This window comes from Gordonia sp. (in: high G+C Gram-positive bacteria) (genome assembly GCF_049647785.1).
Taxonomy (GTDB): Bacteria; Actinomycetota; Actinomycetes; order Mycobacteriales; family Mycobacteriaceae; genus Gordonia.
Genome location: NZ_JBARYI010000053.1, coordinates 1 through 24,372, shown reverse-complemented (window position 1 = coordinate 24,372; position 24,372 = coordinate 1). Strand labels below are relative to the sequence as shown.

Annotated in this window: 17 protein-coding genes; 9 read left to right on the top strand and 8 right to left on the bottom strand. The window is 63.3% G+C overall.

Annotated features, from left to right (window positions below; translation table 11 throughout):
* Positions 1–16 precede the first annotated feature (16 nt).
* Both WBA38_RS08400 and gltB read right to left on the bottom strand, forming a co-directional pair.
* On the bottom strand, positions 17–1,471 hold the full coding sequence (locus WBA38_RS08400; RefSeq protein ID WP_424295059.1) for a glutamate synthase subunit beta: 1,455 nt from the start codon (positions 1,469–1,471) through the stop codon (positions 17–19).
* Complete coding sequence (gltB, locus tag WBA38_RS08395) at positions 1,464–6,104, bottom strand: glutamate synthase large subunit (protein ID WP_424322465.1); 4,641 nt, start codon at positions 6,102–6,104, stop codon at positions 1,464–1,466. The genes WBA38_RS08400 and gltB overlap by 8 nt, the downstream gene beginning before the upstream one ends.
* 211 nt (positions 6,105–6,315) lie before the next feature.
* On the opposite strand from gltB, the gene WBA38_RS08390 reads away from it, so the two are divergent.
* The 5 genes from WBA38_RS08390 (at position 6,316) to WBA38_RS08370 (ending at position 11,014) form a co-directional block, all read left to right on the top strand.
* On the top strand, positions 6,316–7,365 hold the full coding sequence (locus WBA38_RS08390; protein ID WP_424294112.1) for an alpha/beta hydrolase: 1,050 nt from the start codon (positions 6,316–6,318) through the stop codon (positions 7,363–7,365).
* 26 nt (positions 7,366–7,391) lie between these two features.
* Positions 7,392–7,988, top strand: coding sequence for a DUF937 domain-containing protein (locus tag WBA38_RS08385; protein ID WP_424294113.1), 597 nt, complete (start codon positions 7,392–7,394; stop codon positions 7,986–7,988).
* A gap of 120 nt (positions 7,989–8,108) precedes the next feature.
* Positions 8,109–9,881: a DUF2207 family protein gene (locus tag WBA38_RS08380; protein WP_424322464.1), complete on the top strand. Its 1,773-nt coding sequence runs from the start codon at positions 8,109–8,111 to the stop codon at positions 9,879–9,881.
* Between the two features lie 128 nt (positions 9,882–10,009).
* Positions 10,010–10,573 carry a LemA family protein gene (locus tag WBA38_RS08375; RefSeq protein WP_424294115.1) on the top strand — a complete coding sequence of 188 codons (564 nt, stop codon included), beginning with the start codon at positions 10,010–10,012 and terminating at the stop codon, positions 10,571–10,573.
* Between the two features lie 36 nt (positions 10,574–10,609).
* Positions 10,610–11,014: a YccF domain-containing protein gene (locus tag WBA38_RS08370; protein ID WP_424294116.1), complete on the top strand. Its 405-nt coding sequence runs from the start codon at positions 10,610–10,612 to the stop codon at positions 11,012–11,014.
* A gap of 44 nt (positions 11,015–11,058) precedes the next feature.
* Here the strand turns inward: WBA38_RS08370 and WBA38_RS08365 are convergent, their stop codons facing one another.
* The 5 genes from WBA38_RS08365 to nagA form a co-directional block, all read right to left on the bottom strand.
* A complete protein-coding gene (locus tag WBA38_RS08365) occupies positions 11,059–12,750 on the bottom strand; it encodes a SulP family inorganic anion transporter (protein ID WP_424294117.1) in 1,692 nt (563 codons plus the stop codon).
* A 48-nt stretch (positions 12,751–12,798) separates the two neighbouring features.
* Positions 12,799–13,425, bottom strand: coding sequence for an MBL fold metallo-hydrolase (locus WBA38_RS08360; protein ID WP_424294118.1), 627 nt, complete (start codon positions 13,423–13,425; stop codon positions 12,799–12,801).
* The gene (locus WBA38_RS08355) at positions 13,422–14,510 is read right to left on the bottom strand and encodes an S-(hydroxymethyl)mycothiol dehydrogenase (protein ID WP_424294119.1); all 1,089 of its coding nucleotides are present in this window, start codon (positions 14,508–14,510) and stop codon (positions 13,422–13,424) included. Before WBA38_RS08355 ends, WBA38_RS08360 begins: the two co-directional genes overlap by 4 nt.
* 19 nt (positions 14,511–14,529) lie before the next feature.
* Positions 14,530–15,114, bottom strand: a complete 585-nt coding sequence (locus WBA38_RS08350) for a Rho termination factor N-terminal domain-containing protein (protein WP_424322463.1) — start codon at positions 15,112–15,114, stop codon at positions 14,530–14,532.
* Positions 15,115–15,239: 125 nt separating this feature from the next.
* On the bottom strand, positions 15,240–16,424 hold the full coding sequence (nagA, locus tag WBA38_RS08345) for an N-acetylglucosamine-6-phosphate deacetylase (protein WP_424322462.1): 1,185 nt from the start codon (positions 16,422–16,424) through the stop codon (positions 15,240–15,242).
* Between the two features lie 222 nt (positions 16,425–16,646).
* Between nagA and WBA38_RS08340 the strand changes: the two genes are divergently transcribed.
* From WBA38_RS08340 to WBA38_RS08330, 3 genes are all read left to right on the top strand, one after another.
* The gene (locus tag WBA38_RS08340) at positions 16,647–18,242 is read left to right on the top strand and encodes a DUF6777 domain-containing protein (RefSeq protein WP_424295113.1); all 1,596 of its coding nucleotides are present in this window, start codon (positions 16,647–16,649) and stop codon (positions 18,240–18,242) included.
* A 220-nt stretch (positions 18,243–18,462) separates the two neighbouring features.
* Positions 18,463–19,032, top strand: coding sequence for a DUF2812 domain-containing protein (locus tag WBA38_RS08335; protein ID WP_424296873.1), 570 nt, complete (start codon positions 18,463–18,465; stop codon positions 19,030–19,032).
* Positions 19,033–19,106: 74 nt separating this feature from the next.
* On the top strand, positions 19,107–19,622 hold the full coding sequence (locus tag WBA38_RS08330) for a TY-Chap domain-containing protein (protein ID WP_424296872.1): 516 nt from the start codon (positions 19,107–19,109) through the stop codon (positions 19,620–19,622).
* Positions 19,623–19,639: 17 nt separating this feature from the next.
* Here WBA38_RS08330 and WBA38_RS08325 read toward each other — a convergent pair whose 3' ends face one another.
* Positions 19,640–23,395: an AAA family ATPase gene (locus WBA38_RS08325; RefSeq protein WP_424322468.1), complete on the bottom strand. Its 3,756-nt coding sequence runs from the start codon at positions 23,393–23,395 to the stop codon at positions 19,640–19,642.
* Positions 23,396–23,652: 257 nt separating this feature from the next.
* Here WBA38_RS08325 and WBA38_RS08320 point away from each other — a divergent pair, with 257 nt between their 5' ends.
* The gene (locus WBA38_RS08320; protein ID WP_424296870.1) at positions 23,653–24,330 is read left to right on the top strand and encodes an MspA family porin; all 678 of its coding nucleotides are present in this window, start codon (positions 23,653–23,655) and stop codon (positions 24,328–24,330) included.
* Positions 24,331–24,372 lie beyond the last annotated feature (42 nt).

Here is a 24,372-nt window from a genome sequence, read left to right as displayed (position 1 = left end):
GGGGGAAACTTCCGTATCAGCGCTGAGCGACGGTGGTCGGCGTGATCGGACTCGGGAGTTGGGTGGAACCCATCAGGTAGGCGTCGGCACCCGCTGCGGCCGCGCGCCCTTCGGCGATCGCCCACACGATCAGCGACTGGCCGCGGCCTGCGTCGCCGGCGACGAATACCCCCGGCAGGCCGTCGGCCCCGAAGTCGTCGCCGCGAGCCACGTTGCCGCGGGCGTCGTAAGTGGCGCCGAGTTCGTCGAGGAGATCGCCGCGCTCCGGGCCAACAAAGCCCATCGCGAGGAGGACCAGGTCGGCCTTCAGCTCAAAATCACTGCCTTCGACCTTCTCGAAACGCCCGCCCTTCATCATCACCTCGCTGGCCTTCAACGTGGTGACCTTGCCGTTTTCACCGGTGAACTCCTCGGTGTTGACGCTGAAGACACGCTCGCCGCCCTCTTCGTGGGCCGACGAGACACGGTACATCAGCGGGTAAGTCGGCCACGGGGTCGACTCAGCGCGCGTGACGGGCGGACGGGGCATGATCTCGAACTGGTGCACTTGCTCGGCACCCTGCCGCAAGGCGGTACCCAGGCAGTCCGCACCGGTGTCGCCGCCGCCGATGATGACAACATGCTTGCCTTCAGCCGTGATCTGACCCTCGACGACCTCGCCGGACGCCGCACGGTTGGCCTGCGGCAAGTACTCCATCGCCTGGTGGATGCCGTCGAATTCACGGCCCGGGATCGGTAGGTCGCGACCGATCGTCGACCCGTTGCACAGGATGACGGCGTCGAAGTCGCCACGCAATTGTTCAACAGTCACATCGACCCCGACATTGACGCCAGCCCGGAAAACGGTGCCTTCGGCAGCCATCTGCGCGAGACGACGATCAATGATGTTCTTTTCCATCTTGAACTCGGGAATGCCATAACGCATCAGGCCACCGATGCGGTCGGCACGTTCAAATACCGTCACGTCGTGGCCGGCGCGCGTCAACTGCTGCGCGGCCGCCAGACCCGCCGGACCCGAACCCACGATCGCCACCTTCTTGCCAGTCTTGATCGACGGCATGATCGGGACAACGGTCCCCTCGCCCCACGCGTCTTCGATCAACTCGCGTTCGACCTGCTTGATGGTGACCGCAGGCTGGTTGATGCCGAGGACGCAGGCGGCCTCGCAGGGCGCCGGGCACAACCGCCCGGTGAACTCCGGGAAGTTGTTGGTGGCGTGCAACCGGTCCATGCCCGCATCCCACTGCTTGCGGTACACGAGGTCGTTCCACTCGGGAATCAGGTTCCCCAGCGGGCAACCGTTGTGGCAGAACGGAACTCCGCAATCCATACAGCGGCTGGCCTGCGTCTCGAGCGTCGGCTTATCGAAGTCCTTGTAGACCTCTTTCCAGTCGAGCAGGCGCAGTTCGACGGGCCGGCGAACCGGCGTTTCCCGTTCGGTGTGCTTAAGAAAACCCCTTGGATCAGCCACGTGCCGCCTCCATGATTGCGTCGTTCACATCTCGTCCCGAGCGCTCGGCAACGTCGATGGCGACGAGCACTCTCTTGTAGTCGCGGGGCATCACTTTCACGAAGTGCCCCTGGGCGACGGCCCAGTCATTGAGAATCCCGGCGGCGACCGTCGAACCGGTCTCGTCGCGATGCTCGGTCAGCAGACCGGCCAGCACGGCGACGTCTTCGTCGTCGAGCTTCTCGAGGTCCACCAATTCGGTATTGAGGTTGGCCTCAAACTCGTTGTTCGGGTCGTACACGTAGGCGACGCCGCCCGACATACCGGCCGCGAAGTTGCGGCCCGTCTTGCCGAGGATCACGGCCGTACCGCCGGTCATGTACTCGCAGCCATGGTCGCCGACACCTTCGACGACGGCCTGGACACCCGAGTTGCGGACGCAGAAGCGTTCGCCGACCACACCGCGCAAGAAGATCTTGCCCGCCGTGCCGCCGAAGCCAATCACGTTGCCGCCAATGATGTTCTCTTCGGCAACAAACTCGACAGGTGCCGAGGCCGGCGGTCGGACCACCAGCTTGCCGCCGGAAAGTCCCTTACCGACGAAGTCGTTGGCGTCGCCCTCGATGCGCATGGTGATACCGCGAGGCACAAATGCCCCAAAGCTGTTGCCGGCCGACCCGGTGAAGTCGATCGAGATGGTGCCTTCCGGAAGCCCTTCGGCGCCGTACACCTTGGTCACGTTGTGACCAAGCATGGTGCCGACGGTGCGGTTCCGGTTGCTGATCGGCGACGACAGCGTGACGCGAGTCCCGGATTCGATTGCCGCGCGGGCCTTTTCGATCAGTTCGTTGTCGAGGGCCTTCTCCAAACCGTGGTCCTGCTTGCCAGAGCAGTACAGGTCCTGGTTCATGAATGGCGATTCGGGAACCGTCAGAATCGGCGACAGGTCGAGCATGCCCGCCTTGTGACTGCCCCAGTGCTTCAGCGCCTTGGTGGTGTCGAGGGCTTCGAAGTGGCCGACGGCATCCTGCAGAGTCCGGAAGCCGAGGCGGGCGAGAAGTTCACGGACCTCTTCGGCGATGTACAGCATGAAGTTCTCGACAAACTCGGGCTTGCCGGTGAAGCGTTCGCGCAGCAGCGGATTCTGCGTTGCGACACCAACGGGGCAGGTGTCGAGGTGGCACACGCGCATCATGATGCAGCCGGAAACCACCAGCGGAGCGGTGGCGAAACCGAACTCTTCACCGCCGAGGAGAGCAGCGATCATCACGTCGCGACCAGTCTTCAGCTGGCCGTCGACCTGCACCACGATGCGGTCGCGGAGCCCGTTGAGCAGCAGCGTCTGCTGGGTTTCGGCGAGACCGATTTCCCAGGGTCCACCCGCATGCTTCAGCGAGGTCAGCGGGCTGGCACCGGTACCGCCGTCGTGCCCGGAAATCAGGACGACGTCGGCGTGTGCCTTCGACACACCGGCGGCCACCGTGCCGACACCCAGCTCGGAGACAAGTTTCACGTGAATCCGAGCCTGCGGATTTGCGTTCTTCAGGTCGTGGATCAGCTGTGCGAGATCCTCGATCGAGTAGATGTCGTGGTGCGGCGGCGGCGAAATGAGGCCGACGCCCGGCGTGCTACCGCGCACCTCGGCGATCCACGGGTACACCTTGTGCGGAGGCAGCTGGCCACCCTCGCCCGGCTTGGCACCCTGCGCCATCTTGATCTGGATGTCGGTGCAGTTGCTGAGGTAGTGGCTGGTGACGCCGAAACGTCCCGACGCGACCTGCTTGATGGCGCTGCGACGCCAGTCGCCGTTCTCGTCGCGGCTGTACCGCAACGGATCCTCGCCGCCCTCACCCGAGTTCGATCGCGCACCGAGGCGATTCATCGCAACCGCGAGAGTCTCGTGGGCTTCGGCCGAAATGGAGCCGTAGCTCATCGCACCGGTCGAGAAGCGCTTGACGATCTCGCTGGCTGGCTCCACCTTGTCGATCGGGATCGGATCACGGTCACCGAAGTTGAAGTCGAAGAGGCCACGGAGGGTACCTAGACGCGTCGACTGATCGTCGACGAGCTTGGTGTACTCCTTGAATACCGAGTACTGACCGGTGCGGGTGGCGTGCTGCAACTTGAAGACCGTGTCCGGGTTAAACAGGTGCAGTTCGCCTTCGCGCCGCCACTGGTACTCGCCGCCCACCTCAAGTTCTCGGTGCGCGCGTTCGGATGGCCGGTCGGTGAAGGCCAGCGCGTGCCGCGCGGCAACCTCGCTGGCGATCTCGTCGAGGCCGATACCGTCGAGCTGGCTGTTGAGGCCGGTGAAGAACTCGTCGACAATGTCCTGGCCGAGGCCGATGACCTGGAACAACTGGGCACCGTTGTACGACGGGACGGTCGAGATGCCCATCTTGCTCATCACCTTCAGCACGCCCTTACCGGCGGCCTTGATGTAGTTGTTGCGAGCCTTGGTGAACCGCTCCACGCGCGTCATGTCATCGCCGCCCGGGAGTTCCAGGGCACCCGACTCGAGCATGTCGTCGATGGTCTCGAACGCCATGTACGGGTTGATGCCGCTGGCACCGAAGCCCACCAGGAGTGCCATGTGGTGCACCTCGCGGGCGTCGCCGGACTCGATGATCAGGCTGGCGCGGGTACGCGTGCGTTCGCGCACCAAGTGATGGTGAACAGCCGCGGTCAACAGCAGCGACGGGATTGGCGCGAAAGTCTCGTCGGACTCGCGGTCCGACAACACGATGATCCGCGCACCGTCGGCGATAGCCGCCGAGACCTTGCTGCGGACACCGTCGAGCGCGCGGCGCAGTCCGTCGCCACCTTCAGCGATCGGGTACAGGCCGTGAATGTGGACGGACGGGAAGCCGGTTGCCGGGCCATCAATCTCGACCAAGCGAGCGAGATCGACGTTGTCGAGCACAGGCTGACTCAAGACAATTTGCTTAGCCGAATCGGCACCCGGGTTCAGCAGGTCGCGCTCGCCACCAATGCGGATGCCGAGGCTGGTCACAACCTCTTCGCGGATCGCGTCGAGCGGCGGGTTCGTGACCTGGGCAAACATCTGCTGGAAGTAGTCGAACAGCATCCGCGGCCGATTCGAAAGAACCGCGACCGGCGTATCGGTACCCATCGAGCCGAGGCCCTCTCCACCGGTAAGCGCCATCGGCGCAATCAGCATCTTGAGATCTTCGGTGGTGTAGCCGAACATCTGCTGACGCAGGCTCACACGGTCGTGCGCCATGAATTCGAGCGGCGGACCGGGCAGATCGGCGAGCGCCACCTGGTTGGCGTCGAGCCACTCCTGGTACGGGTACTCGCTGGCGAGGGAGTCCTTGATTTCCTCGTCGGCGACGATCCGTCCCTGAGCGGTGTCGACCAGGAACATCTTGCCCGGACGCAGGCGCGACTTGATGATGACGTCGGCCGGATCGATATCGAGGACACCCACCTCCGAGCCCAGGACAACGAGGCCGTCCTTGGTGACCCAGATGCGCGACGGGCGCAGACCGTTGCGGTCCAGCACGGCACCAATCACGGTGCCATCGGTGAAGCACACCGACGCGGGTCCGTCCCACGCTTCCATGAGCGCCGAGTGGTACTCGTAGAAGGCGCGGTGTTCAGGCTTCATATCTTCGCTGCGTTCCCAGGCTTCCGGGACCATCATCAGCATGGCGTGCGGCAGGCTGCGGCCACCGAGGTGCAGTAGTTCGAGGACCTCGTCGAATCGTGCGGTGTCCGATGCACCCGGCGTGCAGACGGGGAAGACCTTCTCGAGGTCTTCGGTGCTGAAACCGTTGTCGCGGCCGCGGAGCAGCGCTTCGCGGGCACGCATCCAGTTTTCGTTACCGGTGACGGTGTTGATTTCACCGTTGTGGGCGACACGGCGGAACGGGTGCGCGAGCGGCCACGACGGGAAGGTGTTGGTCGAGAAGCGGCTGTGGACCATGCCGAGCGCGCTCTCCACACGCTCGTCCTGCAGGTCCAGGTAAAAGTCGCGCAGCTGCGGGGTCGTCAGCATGCCCTTGTAAACAAAGGTCTGCCCCGACAGGCTCGGGAAGTACACGGTTTCGCGGCCAGGGCCGTCCTGACCTGCACCCTTTTCACCCAGCTCGGCCTGGACACGCTTGCGGATCACGTATGCCTTGCGTTCGATCGCAGCAACCTCGTCGGCGGTGGGAACGTGACCGGCTGCAGCGCCGGAGCCGATGAAGATTTGCCGGAACGTCGGCATCGCATCGCGGGACAGAGCACCGAGCGACGACTCGTCGACCGGCACATCGCGCCAGCCGAGCACCGTGAGGCCTTCGGACTCGACGATCGCTTCAACCCCGGCGACCGCGCCGGCCACTTCGCTTGAGGCTTGCGGGAGGAATGCGATTCCGGTGACGTAGGCACCTTCGGCGGGGAGCTCGAAATCGACCACCTGGCGGAGGAAGCTGTCGGGAACCTGAATCATGATGCCCGCGCCGTCACCCGTGTTGGGTTCGGCACCGGCGGCACCGCGATGCTCGAGGTTCACCAGAGCGGTAATGGCCTTTTCGACGATGTCGCGGCTGCGACGGCCATGCATGTCGACAACAAAGGCAACGCCACATGCGTCGTGTTCGTTAGCCGGATCGTAGAGCCCAACGGGCCCCGGCAAGTGCTTCATGAATCTGCCTACTCCGCACGCGACGTTGCGTACTAAAACGTACTGGAGAGTCCCGGATCAGAAGTCGATGCGAACCAGCGCACCGCCCGGGGAATTCAGCTTCATTGCTGGCCCGCTCAAGCCGCAGGAGAAATCCCCTGGACACAAGCGCAGTGATTTCAGTATTCCACTTCGCAGCCAATGAGGCAAAAAGTGGCGTTACAGTGCGGTTGTGAAGCCCAGATCACCGGCAGATGAAGTGTCCGGATTCCAAAAGGTCGGTGCCCCACCGCACACGCCGTCACTGCGCGCGCGGGCGTTCGCAAAGTCGACTGTGGCCTCGCGGCCATTGATGGCGGCGGTCGGACGCGGCGCACTCGGCGGTCCTCTCCTGCTCACGGCGACCCGCCCCGGGATCAATAGCGGGCTGTCGTTGTTGAGTCCAGTCCCGAAAGGAACGCGCACTTCCCTCGTTCGGGAACACACGACCACCGGCCAGGTTCGTGGCGAATGGGTTCACCAGCGCAGCGGCCTCGGAGTTAGTGGAGTTGCCAGTGGGGTGCCCAACCCATCGTCGGGCACCTCGATCATGTACTACCTGCACGGCAGCGGGTACGTGATCTGCTCGCCGCGGACCCACCGCGGCCTGGTGTCGCGATTGACGCGGCGGTCGGGCATCGGCACCTTCAGCCTCGACTATCGCCTCGGCCCCGAGTATCGCTGGCCCGCCGGGGGCGACGACGCCATTCGCGGCTACCGCTGGCTGCTGTCGCGGGGCTTCGATCCGAAGCAGATCATCGTCGCTGGCGACTCGGCTGGCGGGCATCTCGCATTGGACTTATTGGCCGCGAACCACCGCGACGGCGTCGGACAACCGGCGGCGATGGCATTGTTCTCGCCGCTCTACGACCCGTCGTTCCAGATGGCGCGCAAGTTGGAGTCACGCGGTGTCCGCGATCCCATTATCGACGTGTCCGGGGCGCAGAAAATGTTGGGCCTCTACACCGGAAACGCCGACCCGAACGACCCTCGGATGCGTGTCGTCTTAACGGCCGACATGGACTTGCCGCCGACGCTAATTCAGGTTGGCGATCGGGAGGTTATGGCCGACGACGCGCGCGCAATTCATGGTCGAATTTTGGATGCGGGCGGCCGCTCACAATTGCAGGAGTGGCCAGGCCAGGGGCACGTATTCCAAATGTTCCCGTACTTCACTCCGGAATCGCATCGCGCCGTATCCTCGGCCGGTGACTTCATTGCCCGTTATAGTCGGATTCACTAGTAACTTCCAGCGGAAATGAGCACCACATGGCTGACCTGAACGACCTCATCGCCCGCCTGCCGATTGATGATCTCGCAGCGCAACTTGGGGCCAGCCCCGACGACGTGCGCGCTGCGGCCGCGCAGGCGGTGCCCACGTTGGTTGCTGGACTGTCAGCACAGAGTTCAGACGCCGGACTACTCGACAAACTTGCCAAGCACGACAACGATCTGGCGTCTGGAGATATCAAGCTCGGCGAGGTCGATCCCGATGACGGTTCCAAGATCGTCAACAACCTATTCGGCGACGAAATCGACAATGTTGCCGATGCCGTCGGCACCGCGGTTCCGGTCGCTGGTGTCAGTGGCGGCCTAGTCAAGAAGTTGCTCCCGCTGTTGGCACCGATCGTCATGAGCTTCGTCATGAAGCAGCTTGGCCAGGGCGGCGGTGCCGGGCAGGCAACCAATGCCGACGCCGGAGCGGGCGGCGGCCTCGGCGATCTGCTCGGTGGTCTCCTTGGCGGCGGTGGCGGCAGCCAGGGCGGCATTGACCTGGGTAGCGTGCTGGGTTCGGCGCTCGGCGGCGGCCAAGGCGGCGGCGGCCTCGGTAGCGTGCTGGGTTCGATCCTCAGCGGCGGGAAGTAGTCGCTTAAGCGCTTAGAACGCGGCTGCCGGCAGCAGACTCTCTCCCGAGTGCTGCCGGCAGTCGCGTTTCATCCCCTTCATATGACCGACGGCACCGCATTGACCGCATAGGCTCATCTCATGCAACGGATCCTGCTGACCTTGGTCGCTGCAGTCGTCACCGCAATCGGATTGTTTTGGCCAGCGATCGACTTCAACACGGGATCGGACAGCGCCAGCCTTGATCCGGTTGTCGTCACCGACTATTCGTCCGAGTACACCCTCGCGCGCGACGGTGGCCTCACCGCCACCGAAACCCTCACCACCGAGTTTCCGGCGGGCAGGCACGGGATCTTCCGTTTCTGGGATCAGGCCGACGGTGACACCAACAAATCCGGCGTGCGGTACCGTCCCGAAGGTATTCGAGTGACGATGGACGGCCAGTCCGTTCCCGTCCAGTTCCACTCGGAAGGCGCAGGCCAATTTGAGGTTGCCCAGATCGGCGACCCCGACCGGACAGTGACGCCGGGTTCACACAAGTATCAAATCTCGTACCGCGTGAGCGGGACCATCGCCGACGGTGACCCCGGCAAGTTCATTTGGCGCGTCGTCGCAAATGGCTGGAAGATGCAGATCCTTCAATCGACCAACACCATCCATTTCCCCGAGGCACCGACGTCGTTTGACTGCACCACCAACGATGGAACGCCCTGCACAATAACGGAGCCCGATGCCACCACGCGCGTAGTGACCACCGGCGTCCTCAAACCCGCCACCGGCGTAGCCGTGAAGGCCGATATGCCGTTCGCTGGCCCAGGCCGCGACGAACTTCCGTGGCCCATCAACCTAGACCGTGTCCTCGGCACCTCCGTCAAGACACCGATCATCTTCGGCCTACTCTCGCTCATCCCGCTGGCCCTCGGGTTTTTCTGGGTGCGCCGCAGCAACGAGTCCGCGCCCTTGATGCCCGTCATGTTTGAGCCGCCCGCCAACCCGATCGATACCTCGAAGCGCCTTGGTCCGGCCGAATGCTATTTCGTCAACTACGAGTCCGTCCCCAAGAAGGCGTTAACGGCGACCCTGTTTCATCTTGCCGAGCAAGGCCACGTGCGCCTCGACCGTACGGCCACCGATAGTTGGACTGTCACATCGCAGCTAACCCCGGCTCGCTACGCGACGCTGAGCGGCGTCGATACCGCCCTGATCAACTCTCTCGGGTTAGCAACCGGCGGTTCCACCTTCAGCGCCGACGGCTCCAAGAGCGCCGGACTCAAGCTCTCGACCGCGACCCGTGAAATCGAGGCCGCGACTCGCGGATGGGGTTCGAGCAGCGGATCGGTTCAACGCAGCGGATTTGAATCGCTCGGCAAAGCTCTCGTCGCGTTGGCACTGGCCCTTGCCGCAATCCTGTTCATCATGCAGATCCTGCCCGCGTCAATCATGGCGCTCCCGATCGCTGCGTTCGTCATCGGCGGTGCTGGCCTCTACGTGGCAGGTGTCGGCACCCGACGGACCAGGCTCGGTCGGGAAGTGTGGTCGCGCTCAGGCGGGTTCGAGCGTCTCCTGTCGACAACGTCGAACCAGGAACGACTCGACTTCTCGGCCCGCAAAGACCTGTTCACCAGCTACATTCCGTACGCCATGGCCTTCAACTGCGCCGACGCTTGGGCCGCCAAGTACCAGTATGCGACCGGCCAACCGCCACCCGACCCCGTGTGGTTCCCCGGCTTCTACGTGGCAACTCCGCACGGCTTCATGGGAACCAGCACCGGTCTCGACAGCTTCGAATCGAGTCTGTCGTCGTCGATCTCGGCCTACACCGCTTCGCAGGCTTCGTCGAGCAGTGGCGGCGGCGGCTTCGGTGGCGGCTTCAGCGGCGGAGGCGGCGGAGGCGGCGGAGGCGGTTCCTGGTGAAGCGAGTTCCTGGTAGATCGGGATTCCCGGCAATTGACCGGATTCCAGGAACTGGCTAACACAGCACACATCAAGTCCCACAACATGAAAAGCTTAATCCGAGGCCCCCTGAAGAAAGAGGCACACCCATGGTCATTGCCCTGATCATCATCGTTGTTCTAATCGTTCTCGCTGTACTTTTCGGAATGACCGGATTCAACAAACTCCGGAAAGCCGACATCACGGCGCAGGAAGCGCTCGGCGGTATCGACGTCCAACTGACGCGACGCGCCGACCTCATCCCCAACCTTGTGAACACCGTGAAGGGCTATGCATCTCACGAGTCGGGCGTCCTTGAAGCCGTGACCGCGGCCCGCGCACACATGCAGCAGGCTGCGCAGGGGTCCTCGGTGGCCGATAAAGCTGCCGCCGAAGCACAGATGAGCGGCGCACTCGGACGCCTGTTTGCCGTCGCCGAGAACTACCCGCAGTTGCAAGCAGCACCCAACTTCATGGCCTTGCAAACCGAACTCGCCGAGACCGAGAACAAACTGTCGTTCGCCCGCCAGTACTACAACGACGCGGTCTCGCGCCTCAATCAGTTGGTTCAGACGATCCCGTGGATGCTGTTCGCGGGCATGGCCAACGTCCGCGCCCGCGAGTTCTACCAGGCACCGGCCGGACAGGAACTACCTCCGCAGGTCCAGTTCTAATCGTCGCCGCACCACTGGAAGCGGCACAATAGGACTATGAAAACGATCCTGAACATCATCTGGCTTGTGCTCAGCGGATTGTGGATGGCCATCGGCTATGTGGTGGCTGGCATCATCTGCTGCATTTTGATCATCACCATCCCGTTCGGGATCGCGTCGTTCCGGATGGCCAACTATGCCCTGTGGCCATTTGGACGCACCGTGGTTCGCAAGCCGGAGTCGGGTGCCATGTCGACAATCGGCAACGTGATCTGGATTATCGTCGCCGGAATCTGGCTCGCGATTGGGCATCTGACGACCGGAATTGCCATGTGCCTCACGATCATTGGCATCCCGCTCGGCATTGCCAGCTTCAAGATGATTCCCATCTCGCTGATGCCGCTGGGAGCCCAAATTGTGTCAACCGACAATCCCCAGCAGGTATACCAGGGCAGCTACTAACCCCGGCAGTCGTCGGGGGTTCGCGGTCGTAGTTAGTTAGCCGGCTATGACTCTGGGGCGTCGAGTTTCCGGAACGCCCGGACCGCTGCGCCAACTCCCGGGTACACGCTGTCCGGGGCCAGATCTGCCATGATTTGCGCGGTCTCAAGGGACTCCCGCAGTTCTGGCGTTACCCCTGCGAGAATAAAGCGGGCGTTCACCGAATGCACGTAACCGATGAGGTCGCTGAGCGCTGTGGCCGCCGAATAGTCGACGTCGGAGATCGCCGAACAATCAAGTACGAGCCACCGCACGGGGTCGGGTGCCCCCTTAATCAACGCGGTCACCGAGTCGGTGAAGCGACCGACGTTCGCATAAAACAGGTCGGCGTCATACCGAAAGACAATGAGTCCGGGCAGGCTTTGATGCCCGGGACGGGCACTCTCATAGCGGCGCTCTCCGTCCGCGCTGACCCCGACGACGAATCGTTCCGGCCGGTACTGCCGGTGAATGATCTGGACCAGTGATGCAACCATCGCCACGACAATGCCGGTCAGGACGCCAAACCCGATGACGGTAACGGTAGTGAGGACGGCGATCGCGAATTCGACGCGGCGGATCTTCCAGATCCGCGCGAAGCCCGACCAGTTGATCAGTTCGGCACCGACTACGAACACGATGGCAGCCAGAACAGCCTCCGGGAGATTGCCGAGCGGGCCCGCCGCAAAAATGACCACCGCAAGCGCCACCGCAGCCATGGCAAGATTTGCCACCTGCGTCCGCCCCCGCTGCTGATCGAGGATCGCCGTCTTGGTGGGACTACCGTTAACCACAAACGACCCGCTCAACGCTGCGGAGACGTTGGCGGCAGCCAAGCCGAGGATGTCTCGGTTCACATCAACCGGGTCGCCGTGTCGCTGAGCGAAACTCCGGGCGGTCGCCGCGCTTTGCGCCAGAATCACCAGCAGGCAACCGAACGAGATCGTCAAGATCGTCGGAATATTCGCGATGACGCTGTCGAGTGGCGGGAACCGAACCGACGGCACGCCCGCATCAACGTTCCCGATCGTCGGCACCGAGTCGCCGAGGCCAAACACCATCACAGCGACGATTGAACCGATGACGACCAGGATCGGCATCGGTAGTGACGGCCGAAACCGTCGCACCAACACCAAACCAACCAACGTGGCCGCAGCGAAGGCCACCGACTGCCAGCGCGCTTGGTCAAGATTGGCAATGACGGCCATCCACTTGCCAATGACACCGTCAGCTGGCTGTTTCGGTTCGCCTAGCATTCCGGGAATCTGTTCGGTGACAACGAGGACCCCGACGCCCGCTAGAAACCCGACCAGCACCGACGTCGACAGAAAATCACCGAGAAAACCGAGGCGGAGTGTCCAAGCGATCAGCAGCATCACGCCCGTGACCGCCGCAATCAGGCCCGCCCACGCCAACCATTCGCCGCTGCCGGGTAATACGCCAGCCATGCCCAACCCGGCGATTCCCGATGCGAGCAGCGCCGCTGTTGCCGAGTCGGCTCCGACAACCAGCAGCCGCGACGCGCCCACAAGTGCAAACACGATTGCCGGCACGATCAACGAATACAGGCCCGCACCGAGCGGGACCTGGGCGATCGACGCGTAGCCCATCGCCTCCGGGATTGCGACGGCCGCCAGGGACAGGCCCGCGAGGATGTCCGGCCGCAACCAACCGCGCTGATATCCGCGCAGTGCGGGCGGCAGTCCTCGCGTACCCATCACCGTGGCGGCACCTCGATCACTGGATTAGCGTCATTGCCGAATTGGTCAGTGGCCTCGACGAATCCACTCGTCGAGGTCTCCTGCCTCGGCCCCGATGGTCGTTTCATCTCCGTGGCCCGTGCACACGCGGGTTGCCGGGTCCAGCACGAGGATGCGGTCGCGGATGGAGGCGATGATGTCGTCGAAACTCGAGAACGACCGTCCCGTCGCGCCCGGCCCGCCCTGGAACAGGGTGTCGCCGCTGAACAGCACGCGCTCCGACGGTGCCCACACTACGCACGACCCCGGCGAGTGGCCTGGCGTGTTGATGATCTCGAGAGTTTCTCCGCCGACGGCGATCTGCTGACCGTCGGTCAGCTCACCGTGAGGTGCGCCGGGAAAGGTTTGCTCCCAAAGCATTTCGTCGGCAGCATGCAGCAGCACTGGCGCGCCGGTGGCTTCGGCAAGTTCGGGTGCAACACCGATGTGATCGTTATGGGCATGCGTCAGAACAATAGCGACCACCTTGCGGTCGCCGACGGCCTCCAGGATCGGGGCCGCACTGTGCGCGGCATCGATGATGACGGCCTCAGCTTCATCGCCGATGACCCAAACATTGTTGTCGACATCCCAGGTTCCGCCGTCAAGCGAGAACGTTCCGGAAGTGACGACGCGCTTGATGTCGAGACTCACAGCTCCACCACCGAACGCAACACATTGCCCTGCTCCATAGCGTGGAAAGCGGCGTCGATGCCGTCGATGCCGATCCGCTCGGTAACAAACTTGTCGAGGGGAAGGCGTCCCTGCAGGAACAGATCGATCAGCATCGGGAAATCCCGTTCGGGCAGGCAGTCTCCGTACCAAGACGACTTGAGTGCGCCGCCGTGGCTGAAGAAGTCGACGAGCGGCATCTCCAACCGCATCTCGGGTGTCGGAACACCCACCAGCACCACGGTGCCTGCAAGGTCACGCGCGTAAAAGGCGGTCTCGTAGGTTTCCGGACGTCCGACGGCGTCGATCACCACATCGGCGCCGAAACCACCGGTGAGCTCCTTGACGGCCTCCGCGACATTCTCGACCGTCGACGCGTCGACGGTGTGCGTTGCGCCAAGGTCTTTGGCCCACTCCAGCTTTCGCGCATCGCGGTCGACGGCAACGATTGTGGTGGCACCGGCCAGGCGAGCGCCGGCAATCGCGGCATCGCCGACACCGCCGCAACCGATGACAGCTACGGAGTCGCCCCGGCCCACTTCACCGGTGTTCATGGCCGCGCCAAGGCCCGCCATGACGCCGCAGCCGAGCAGGCAAGCCACGGCCGGGTCGGCGGCGTCGTCGAACTTGGTGCACTGGCCCTCGTGAACGAGGGTCTTCTCGGCGAAAGCGCCGATTCCCAATGCCGGACTCAGTTCGGTGCCGTCAACCAAGGTCATCGGCTTGCTTGCGTTAAAGGTGTCGAAGCACAACCATGGGCGCCCGCGTTTGCATGCCCGACATTCCCCACACACGGCACGCCAGTTGAGGATGACGGGATCGCCGACCTCAACGTGCGTGACAGCTTCACCGATGGATTCGACGATGCCTGCCGCCTCATGACCGAGCAGGAATGGGTACTCATCGTTGATACCGCCGGTGGCATACGCGAGGTCGGTATGGCACACGCCGCAGGTATTGATTTTCACCACCACGTCGTTGGGCCCGGGGTCGGGAATCACAATGTCGACTAGTTCGGTCGGCGCGTTCTTGACTCGGGAGATAACTCCCTTAACGACGGTGGACAACGATTCTCCTCTTCGACGGTTAGCCGAGCGCAGTGAGTAGTTCGGCCTTCTTCATCGTCGAGTATCCCTTGATTCCCGCGTCCTTGGCCTCGGCTCGCAATTCTGCGACGGTCTTCGACGCGCGCGACGACTTCGGTGCGGCAGGCTTGGCAGCGGCAGGCTTGGGTGCAGCAGGCTTGGGTGCAGCAGCGGCAGGCTTAGGTGCAGCGGCAGGCTTGGCAGCAGCGGGCTTGGCGGCAGCGGGCTTGGCGGCAACAGGCTTGGCAGCAGCGGGCTTGGCAGCAGCGGGCTTGGCAGCAGCAGGTTTCGCAGCAGCAGGCTTGGCAGCAGCAGGCTTGGCAGCAGCAGGCTTGGCAGCCGCGGGTTTCGCGGCAGCAGGCTTGGCAGCAGCGGGCTTAGGTGCGGCTGCGGCAGGCTTGGCGGGGGCTGGCTTCGGTTCCGGCTTGGGTGCCGGTGCGAGTTCCGGCGCGTCGTCCTTCTTCGGGACGAGGCCTGCGGTCAGGGGGTAGCGGGTCAGCATGGCGTCGCGCATCGCAACAACCTCGGCGGAAAGCCGTCGGACTTCCTTTTCCAGGCGCTTGATCAGACTCTTTTTCCCACTCATCGCGGTATACCTCCAAAAGTTTCTGGTCGGTGTCGGTGTGCCCGACCGGCTCAATTGTGACCTTACTGTGTCAAATTCGGACGAAGCGACTCGCGGTTATCGCTTTTACCCTGAGTTTGCGCCCGCTATTCGCCTGCGAGAACATGATTGACACGCAGATCCTGATCCAGAATCACCACGTGCGCGCGACGTCCGACCGTTAGCGCACCCACATCGGCGCGACCCAGAACTCGGGCCGGGTTTCCAGAAGTCATTGCGGCACAAGCGATTAGCACTTCATCGCTGGCGTTCGGGGCACCGTCGGACAGCCCATGCGCACTGCGAGCGAATAGTCCGCCCATGGTGGCTGTGCTGCCCGCTATCGCTCCGGTCGCGCTTATCCTGGCAATTCCGTTCGCGACGGTTACGTCGAGGGAACCCAATTGGTATGCGCCATCGGGCTTCCCGGCAGCCACCATCGCGTCGGTAACGAGGGCTACCCGATCAAAGCCGACCGCCCGTTGTACATCGCGCACCAGCGCCGGGTGCAGGTGGACCCCGTCGCCAATCAATTCGACCACCACGCGAGGGTCTTCCATCAGTGCCAGCACTGGACCGGGTTCGCGATGCCCCAGCGGCGGCATGGTGTTGAAGAGGTGGGTTGCCACGCGCGCGCCACGGCGAAGCGCCTCGCGTGCTTGGTCGTAGGTGGAATTGGTATGCCCAACCGCGACGACGACTCCCGCATCAACAAATTGGTCAATCGCATCGAAAGCACCGGGTAGTTCCGGTGCCAGCGTCACCATGGCTATGGTTCCGTCGGCAACTTCAAGGAGGTCCGCGATTTCCTTACGGTCGGGGTTCCGCAAGACCTCGGGATCGTGTGCACCGCAACGAGACTCGCTAATCCACGGGCCTTCCAGATGGATGCCCGCACTGACGCCAGCGTGCACCAGGTCGCGAAGTCGTTCGACTGTGGCGCGCAACTGGTCCGGTCCGGCACTGACCGTGCTGGTGATAGTGGTGGTGGTTCCGTGTTCGCGATGAAAGGCAGCCGCAGCGCGCACTTCGGCGGCATCGCCGTCGGTGTACGACGACCCTCCGCCGCCATGGACGTGCATGTCAACGAAGCCAGGGGCGGCAATTCCGTCTGGATAGTTGAGATCCGGCTTCCTCGGGGGTTCACCAGCGCCGATTCCGCTGATCACGCCGCCGAGTTCCGCGAGCCACCCCGGGCGGTGCACCGTGTCGCCAGCAATGACGGCTTCCGCGGCGATAATCCGGGTTTCACCCGTGGCGCTAGTGCCCTCAGCTGTCACATTTTGAATCACCTGGCTCGCCCTCCCCGGTCCGGCCTCACGATTGTGAGTCTACGTCCGGTGCCCGGCACCGTCCCGGCACTAGTGACAGCCGATTAGATGATTCCGTTCCTCCGAACGCCTTAAACCACTCTTGGCCTGTGACGTTTGAACGGCGGTCCTCGATTGTTACAACAGGGGCGACGAACAAACCAAACTCACGATCGGATACGTCGCAAACTTTGAGGAGAGACGATGACCTATCCACCTCCGGGCGGTCCGATGTATCCAGGCTTCGGCGGTCCAGCACAGCCAAATCCCGCTGCGGCGGCGGCAGCACGCCGCAGCAAGAGGCGGTTGACGCTCATCCTGTCCGCGATCGTTGCGGTGCTCGCGCTCATCGTCGGGCTCGGCGCATTGAAGCTGTACAGCGACAAGACCGGCAAGGACCTCTTCCCCACACTGACTCTGCGGTCGGCTGACGACGCTGGCCCCGACCCATTTACCCCGTCGGTTGCCTTGACCAACCGGACCGTACCCATGCAGAACCAGGTGCCCACAGCATCGGAGTTGGGCGTTCGCCTGGTGAACGGGACTGCGCCGGGCCTGTACGCCAATACCGGCGAGGCCATCTGCGACACCGCCAAACTCGGCAACGACCTCGCTGCCAACCCGGCAGCGGGACGGGCCTGGGCCAGCGTTTTCGGTATCAACGCCAGTGACATCCCCTGGTACTTGAACACCCTGACGCCCGTCGTCCTCACCGCAGACACGTGGGTCACCAACTACGCCTTCCGCAGTGGCACCGCATCCCCCTTCCAGTCGGTGCTGCAAGCCGGAACCCCCGTTTATGTTGACGCGGCGGGCGTTCCCCGCGCGGTGTGCGCCTGCGGCAACCCTCTGCGCCCGCCATCAGCTGCCCCAGTCGGTGGATACCGAGTGACGGGGCATCCATGGAACACCTACAACACCCAGAACGTCACCCGGATCACCACGAATAACCGGTACGTGACGAACGTGAACAACACGACCACGATCATCAACAATCCGGCGCCAGCCCCCGCTCCCAACGCCCCGCTGCAACTGATCAACATTGTCACCGGCGTGCTGGACTCGGTGTCGGTCGGCGGCACCTTGGAGCTACCGCCGCCACCCCCTGAGGTCGAGTTGCCCGATCCGTTCGCCAGCAACGCGGCACCGACGTTTGCCGACGCTGCCGATGCCGAGCGCCAGGGCCTCGAGCCCGGTACGGATCAGCCAGCACCGGCGATGGTCGAGCGCAATGCCGCCAACAACGGTGTCCCGCCGATCGTGCTACCAGGTATTTCCGGCCAACCGGAGTCAACCGTCTCCAGCGACGCCAATGCCCCAGTTCCGGGAGCACCGGGAGCACCGGACGCGTCGGAAACCTCGGGTGTGCCCAACGTGCCAGCACCTTCCTCCGAAGGTGTGACACCCGGTGTGGCACCGCCGACCACCTCCGTTCCACTCGTCCCGGAGCCTTCGGTGACCACCCCGAGCGCCGCGCCACCGACAACGACGACGGCCCCTGCCACCACCGAATCGACACCAACGGCAACGCCGACGTCCTTCAGTGGATCAGGCGACACGATCGGCTCGTTGACGTTCACTTCGGGCGGCGCGTCGGTCACGTGCACGATCCCGTCGACGATCGACTCATCAACGGTGTCGGCAACCTGTTCCGATGGCACGAGCCGCGAGTTCTCCGCATCGTCCCTGCAGTCGTCTGCGGTCAGTTCCGCTACCGATTCTGATCAGGTGTGGACGGTGAGCACGGCCTCCGGCGAGTCACTCACTGTCACTTCTGCTAGCTGGCAGAGCACCAGCTAGCCGAAAGATCTTAAGGGCCCGTACGCAATTGCGTACGGGCCCTTAATATGTCTTAGCGGCAAAGAGAGACGCATCGTGATACCTGTCTCAAATTGCTTGACGGGTGTTCCGCGCGCGCGGAACAGTGGAGTTACAACTCGGCCCGCAGCTATCGAACAGAACCCTGCTATCGAACAGAACACATCGGGCCGACACACGATGCTCAACCCAGGAGGTTCCCGTGAGTGTTTCGTGGTTCGCAGCACTGCGTCATCCGGCACCGGCCGATCTCGAACTTTGGCTCGAGAACAAGGCAGCCAGCGGTCAGATCCTGACCGGCTACGACCGTCTCAGCCCCGTACGGATGACGTTTGTCGATTCCGCCCCGGCCCAAGTCCGATACGCCGTGGAGCGCCGAGCAGTTCCCGCTCCCGTCGACTACTTCCGGTTCCGCGAGCAAGAAGGCTGGGAACACGTCGGGAATGCCCTCGATTTCCACCTGTGGCGACGCACCTACACCGGTGACCGACCCGCCGGATTCATCGGTGAGCGACTCGACGAACGCGCGTCGCGTTTCGGTCAGATTCTCGCGATCACTGCGGCAATTGCCGCCATCGCCACGGTGATTCTCGGCGTAATTGCTGGCACCGATACGTTCGCCTCAATCTCGGTGAACTTCTGGGCCCCGGCCATCGTCTCCGGAATCATCTTCCTGATCACGGCCTGCGGCGCCATCTCGATGGCCATCTCTACCCGAAAAGCCGCGAGCGAAGTCCGCACACCGGATGCCCGCACCAAAGCTCGGGTCTAACCGCTCCGCCCGGAGTCCACAAAACTGTCGGTAGACGCTGTTACCGTGGGGCCAACCTTTGCAGGGAGGTCACCATGGTCAGCGGTCCCGAATTCAAAGACAGTTCCGCCTTTAAAGACGGCGACAACACCTTCTTTGAGACTGCGTTCGACGCAGCGATTGACAGGGCGTGGCTTACCTTTCGGTGTGAACTCGCCGACCAACTCGACCGGATGCGGGCCCGCGACCCCATCAAGGTGTATTCGCTCTGGACCGAAATGTTTGGTCCGCAGCCCGATGTCAGGTTTACGCTGACCGGCAATAACCGGCTGCGTCTCACGATCGAAGAACGCAGCCTGTACCCGTATCAGCCCGAAATCGACGCCCGCATCGAACTCCTCGAGGCGCAGGAATGGCGGTCACTGCGCGACGAAACTTGTATTCGCGAGTTCAACAGCCGCAGCGTCGACGCCGCCGCGATGGCCGCACAGTTTGCCTTCCGAGAGGTGTGGGGAATTCCCGATCCCACCTATCTGGTCTCCGAAGAGTGCGAACTATTGCACACCTTTGTCGCGCCATACGCCGCACTCCGGGAACCCAAGATGAGATAGCGGGATCCGACTGGCGCTCAGCAGCCGTCGTTCGCGTCAACCCGCCCCAGGTAGCGGTCGCGTTCATCTGGCGACAGCGGCCCGGTGGTCGCACATATCCACTCGCGGGCAGCTCCGCTATCGGTGGTCTGCAAGTAGACGACACCGGTGCCGTCACCGGCTGTCGGGTATTGGGGCCCCGGCCCGGCATCGGCTGGCAGCACCCATCGCGACACGTTCCGCAGACCGCCAAGTACCGGAGAAATCACGGCACCTTCACCGAGGGCTCCGTCCGAGCCGATGGCGAAGTCCGTAATTTCCCTCGTCTCGGTCCCCACGAGCAAATGCTTCCCGGCCCTGCCAATGGCAACCGCATGCACGTCGAGCACCCGGCTCACCTGGTCGGCCTCCGTCCCAGCGACATTCCACACCGCGAGGTCGCGGGCGGCCACAACCAGGAAGCGACCATCACTGGCGAAGACGACGGCGGTGACCTGCTCCCCCATCGGCACCACCAGCGGTGCGCCATCTGACTGATTGAGGCGGTAGACGTAAGCATTGCCATCGTCGGCCCCGACGGCCAACTGCTTCCCGTCTACCGAGTACGCCACGCTCCGGATCAAGTCTTCCGGGCCTGCGAGGGGTTCCCCCACGGCGCGGGGAGCTGCCGGATCGGTGACATCCCACCGCTGGATCCGACGATCATCGGCACCCGTAGCCAATTGCCGGGTACCAGGGGCAAACGCAATCGCATTGGTAAAGCGGGTATGAACCCGGAGTTCGCCAACCCGCCGCGGGTGGTCCACGTCAACAATGTCCCAAAGTTCGACAAGTTCGCCGTTGTTGTTGGCTGTCGCCACAAGCGAACCATCCGTGGTGACGGCGACCCGCGGCCGATTATTCGCCTTGCTCTGGATACCAATGCTCGAGCGCTTCCGCCATTTACCGTCGGTGTTCGCCCACACATTGAGGCGGGCATCCTCGCCGACGGTCACCAACCGATTGCGCTCGGCATCGAGGTCGACCCCACTGATCAGCGAACCGCGGTCGATGAGCATATCCGGCGGCAAGGTCCACAAATCAATCGTTCCGTCAGTACGCCCGACTACCAACTCTTGACCGTCGGGGCTAAACGAAGCGCTGAGCATACCGACCGCACCCGGGGCGGCCGATCGCTGCAATTCCCACAGCGGCAACGGATTCTCCGGCGACACCGTATTCCAGACTCGCACCACCCCGTCGGTTCCAGCGCGAGCCAGCAGCGGCTGCGTCGAATTGGCACTCATCGACCATGAGCCGCCAGCGACGCCCGGCAGATCTTCGTCGTTGGGTCGTGGCTGATCGGGGTTCGCCACATTCCACAGTTGGGCGTTGGCGCTGTCACCGGTCACCGCCAGCACTGCGTCACCGGGCAAGAACGCCAGCGCATGGGTGATGCTCGGGAAACCGTCCAGCGGCACACCCACCGGCGTGGGAGTGTCGGAGTCCGCGTCCTTCCACAGTCGGACGGTTTGGTCTTCGCCGCCGGACGCAAGAATCGAGCCCGTCGAATTGAACGCCACCGTCCGCACCGACGCGGTGTGCCCGCGCAACACGGCGGTCTGCTCCGGAGGTCGATCCCCATCGACCCGATAGACGCGAACCGTGCCGTCGTCGGCCGACGTCACCAGATGCTTGCCACTCGGCGAGAAGCGCGTCAAATACAGCACTCCCGCATTGGGCCGGAGGATTCCCGTTTGCTTCGGCCTTGCCGGATCAGCGATGTTCCACACCCGCACCGTGCCGTCGCCGCTGGCAGCAGCCAGCAGCTTCGCTGAATTGTCGAAAGTCACCGAAGTAACGAAATCGCCAAACCCCGCCAGCGTCGCAACCTCCTTGAATCCCGCCTGAGTCGATCCGTTTACCGCCGATCCACGCTGAAACAGTCGGACCGTACGGTCGTTGCTCGCCGACGCGAGGAGGTTTCCGTCGCCGGAGAACACCACGTCGTACACCGGACCGGAATGTCCCTGCAGGGAACGCGCCAACGGTGATGTCGACGCGGCGAGGAGTCCGCTTCGCGCCTCGCCATCGTTCGGGTAGGTCTGATCTGCGACGGCCAACAGTCGTGCCGCCAATGACGGATCGGTGCCGACCAGCCCGTCGATGCTCGACATCACCGCCGCGTGCTCTGCTTCATTGCGTTGATTGGCCACATCGGCCGTCTGGTTGATCGCGACAAGCGCCGCGATCACCGAGACCAGCGCCAGTACCACTACCAGGGCGACCGCACCCAAGCGCAGGCGGCGAGCAGCCACTCGTTTCTGGTCGGCAGCCGCAAGAAACTCGGTGGCACCCGTCGAGAGCAGCACCTGTCGGTGCTCGCCGAGTTCGGCGCGATTCTCCAACGACGTACCCAAGCGTGCCCCGCTGTACAGGTAGTCGTCGCGTCGGCCATTCTCGGCCCAGGCTTTGGCATCATCGGAAACCTGCTGCCGCCACTGAATCAGGTCTGCATCCTCGGCAATCCATCCGGCCATCCGAGGCCACGCCGACAACACTGCGTCGTGAATGAAGGTCACCGCATCGGCGCTCACGGTGATCAGTCGAGCATCAGAGAAGGCGTCAATAATGCCTCCGGCCGAAGCCGAGAAGCGAGAACGTAGTTCGGCTGGCGACACCGCATGACGCATCGGCGTTCGGTTTGGCCCGAATTGCATCAGCGCCAGCAGCACCGCCCGCGCCTCGTCGGAATCTGCCGGGTCGAGCGCCGCCCACGTCTCCTCGGCGGTCTCAGCCAGCGCGGAGGTAATGCCCCCGGTCTCGCGGTAAGCGCTAATCGTGAGGCGGTTACCTTTGCGCTGCGACCACATCACCTGCAGTGCGTGGGCTAGGAGCGGCAGTCGCCCGGCGCGGTCGCCGACCGAGGTCGCCCGGTGCAGGTCGTCCAAAATTAGGTCGACGAGGCCGTCGTCGATTTTGCCCGCCGCCAACCGAACCGGTTCGGTGATGACTCGACGAAGCTCGTCGTCCGACATTTCTGAGACGATTATCGACCGGTCCTGCCATGCCTTGGCAAGCATTGGCACCTCGACTGTCTGCCCAAAGAAGTCGGCGCGGATACCGAGAACTACGACGCTCCCGGCATCAGAATGTGCGGCCACCGCGTCGAAAATTGCTTGCTGGTCGGTCTCGGCCAGGCCAAAGACCTCTTCAAATTGGTCGACGACAACGAGTGGACTGCCTGCCGGGGCTTCGTCTCCGATCAGCACGTCGCTTCCCACGCGCAGCGCCACCGGGGCGTTCCACGGAGTCTGCGCCCGGGCGAGTCCGGCACCGAGCAATGACGACTTTCCGGCACCCGAAACACCCGTCACAATGACGACACGGTTCTCCGCACTTTCTCGTGCCCGGAACAGCACGTCGGTGAGTTCGGCGATGGTTGCGTCGCGACCGAAATAGCGGTCGCGGTCGCTCGCTCGCATCGATGCGAGGCCAGGAAACGGGTCGTCCAGTTCGGCTTTGCCGCGGCTCTCATGATGCAGTCGCCACAGCCGTTCCCAGTCGCGGACGCTGACCAAACCGGTGGCACCCGCATCGACGGCACGTTGATTGAGCCACAGGATGAGCGGAAGGACGTCGTTGAAATCGCGCGGAATATGTCGCCCGTTGCGCCAGTCGCTGATGCGCTGCGGTGTCGGCGCATCGGCCCGCCGCGACCGTGCCAAGGCCTCCGACGCAACACGCAGCGTCGGCTTGCCGGCCTGGCGGAACAACCTCGCGAGCGCCGGACCGAACTCGCTTTCCGGCGGCATGGCGGTCACCGCGCTAAGGCTATCGGACCCAGTCGGTTTTAGCCCTTGCACGCTCCCGCGGCGGGGCTTCCGGCGACAGAATCGAATGAATCGGACCCAGATTCTCCGGACCGGATAAATTCTTTGATCCTTCTACCTGCATAGATGATCGAATTTGCGGAGTCCCTTTTCGATTCGACGCCGCCGCGTCCATAGCGTGGTTGCTGCTGGCCAATCAGGCAAGCACTCCTTCCAAATCGTCGGGATAACTGATCACCATGACCAAGCGTCTGAAAGCCCTCACTGCCGTCGCGACCGCCTTCGTTGCCACCGCAGCCCTCCTCCCTTCAACCGCATCGGCCGCTACCTACACCACGCGCGAGGGTGTCACCACGGTGCTCAGCACCAATCAGGTATCGGTACAAAAACTGCCGCCACTCGACAGTTCGCCCATGACCGCTGAAGCGCTTTTGTCATCAGACGTCCACACGGCGCTTACCGGGATCACTGGCAAGAAGGTCAGCGCCACCCTCGAACTCGGCTATCAAATCGGATACCCGGTCTCGCTCGCTCCCGGTGGCGTCAACATCAAAACCAAGACTCCGGATCTGACCCTGTCAGGTGGGGTCAATGCCAAGTTCGCTCCCGAAGGCACCGTTTCCGGGACCGGCGGCGGGCTCACCCTCGGCGAGGTCGGAACCGAACTCGGCGCGTCGTCGAACATCATCCCGTCCACCGAACTCGAATTCACCGTTGACGCAGGAAAGATCACGACCGTCACGCTCGCCAAGATTGCCCTCACCAAGCCGGTCGCCGACATCGTCTTGTCGGGTGTTGAGCTCAATGTCAGCAATGCGGTCGGCCCGGTCTCCGTCCGTCCCTTTGCCAAGATTTCGGTGACCACTGAAACCGGCGTGTATGTCTACTACGCTCACAGCCGCACCAGCCGAATCTAATTTCACTGCCCGGTAGCGGGCCTGATGCGCGTGCATCAGGCC

Coding starts and splice junctions, on each gene's coding strand:
- WBA38_RS08375 (WP_424294115.1), top strand. CDS start 10,010: ATGGTCATTGCCCTGATCATCATCGTTGTTCTAATCGTTCTCGCTGTA.
- WBA38_RS08340 (WP_424295113.1), top strand. CDS start 16,647: ATGACCTATCCACCTCCGGGCGGTCCGATGTATCCAGGCTTCGGCGGT.
- gltB (WP_424322465.1), bottom strand. CDS start 6,104: ATGAAGCACTTGCCGGGGCCCGTTGGGCTCTACGATCCGGCTAACGAA.
- WBA38_RS08380 (WP_424322464.1), top strand. CDS start 8,109: ATGCAACGGATCCTGCTGACCTTGGTCGCTGCAGTCGTCACCGCAATC.
- WBA38_RS08320 (WP_424296870.1), top strand. CDS start 23,653: ATGACCAAGCGTCTGAAAGCCCTCACTGCCGTCGCGACCGCCTTCGTT.
- WBA38_RS08365 (WP_424294117.1), bottom strand. CDS start 12,750: ATGGGTACGCGAGGACTGCCGCCCGCACTGCGCGGATATCAGCGCGGT.
- WBA38_RS08330 (WP_424296872.1), top strand. CDS start 19,107: ATGGTCAGCGGTCCCGAATTCAAAGACAGTTCCGCCTTTAAAGACGGC.
- WBA38_RS08350 (WP_424322463.1), bottom strand. CDS start 15,114: ATGAGTGGGAAAAAGAGTCTGATCAAGCGCCTGGAAAAGGAAGTCCGA.
- WBA38_RS08370 (WP_424294116.1), top strand. CDS start 10,610: ATGAAAACGATCCTGAACATCATCTGGCTTGTGCTCAGCGGATTGTGG.
- WBA38_RS08325 (WP_424322468.1), bottom strand. CDS start 23,395: ATGCCGCCGGAAAGCGAGTTCGGTCCGGCGCTCGCGAGGTTGTTCCGC.
- WBA38_RS08385 (WP_424294113.1), top strand. CDS start 7,392: ATGGCTGACCTGAACGACCTCATCGCCCGCCTGCCGATTGATGATCTC.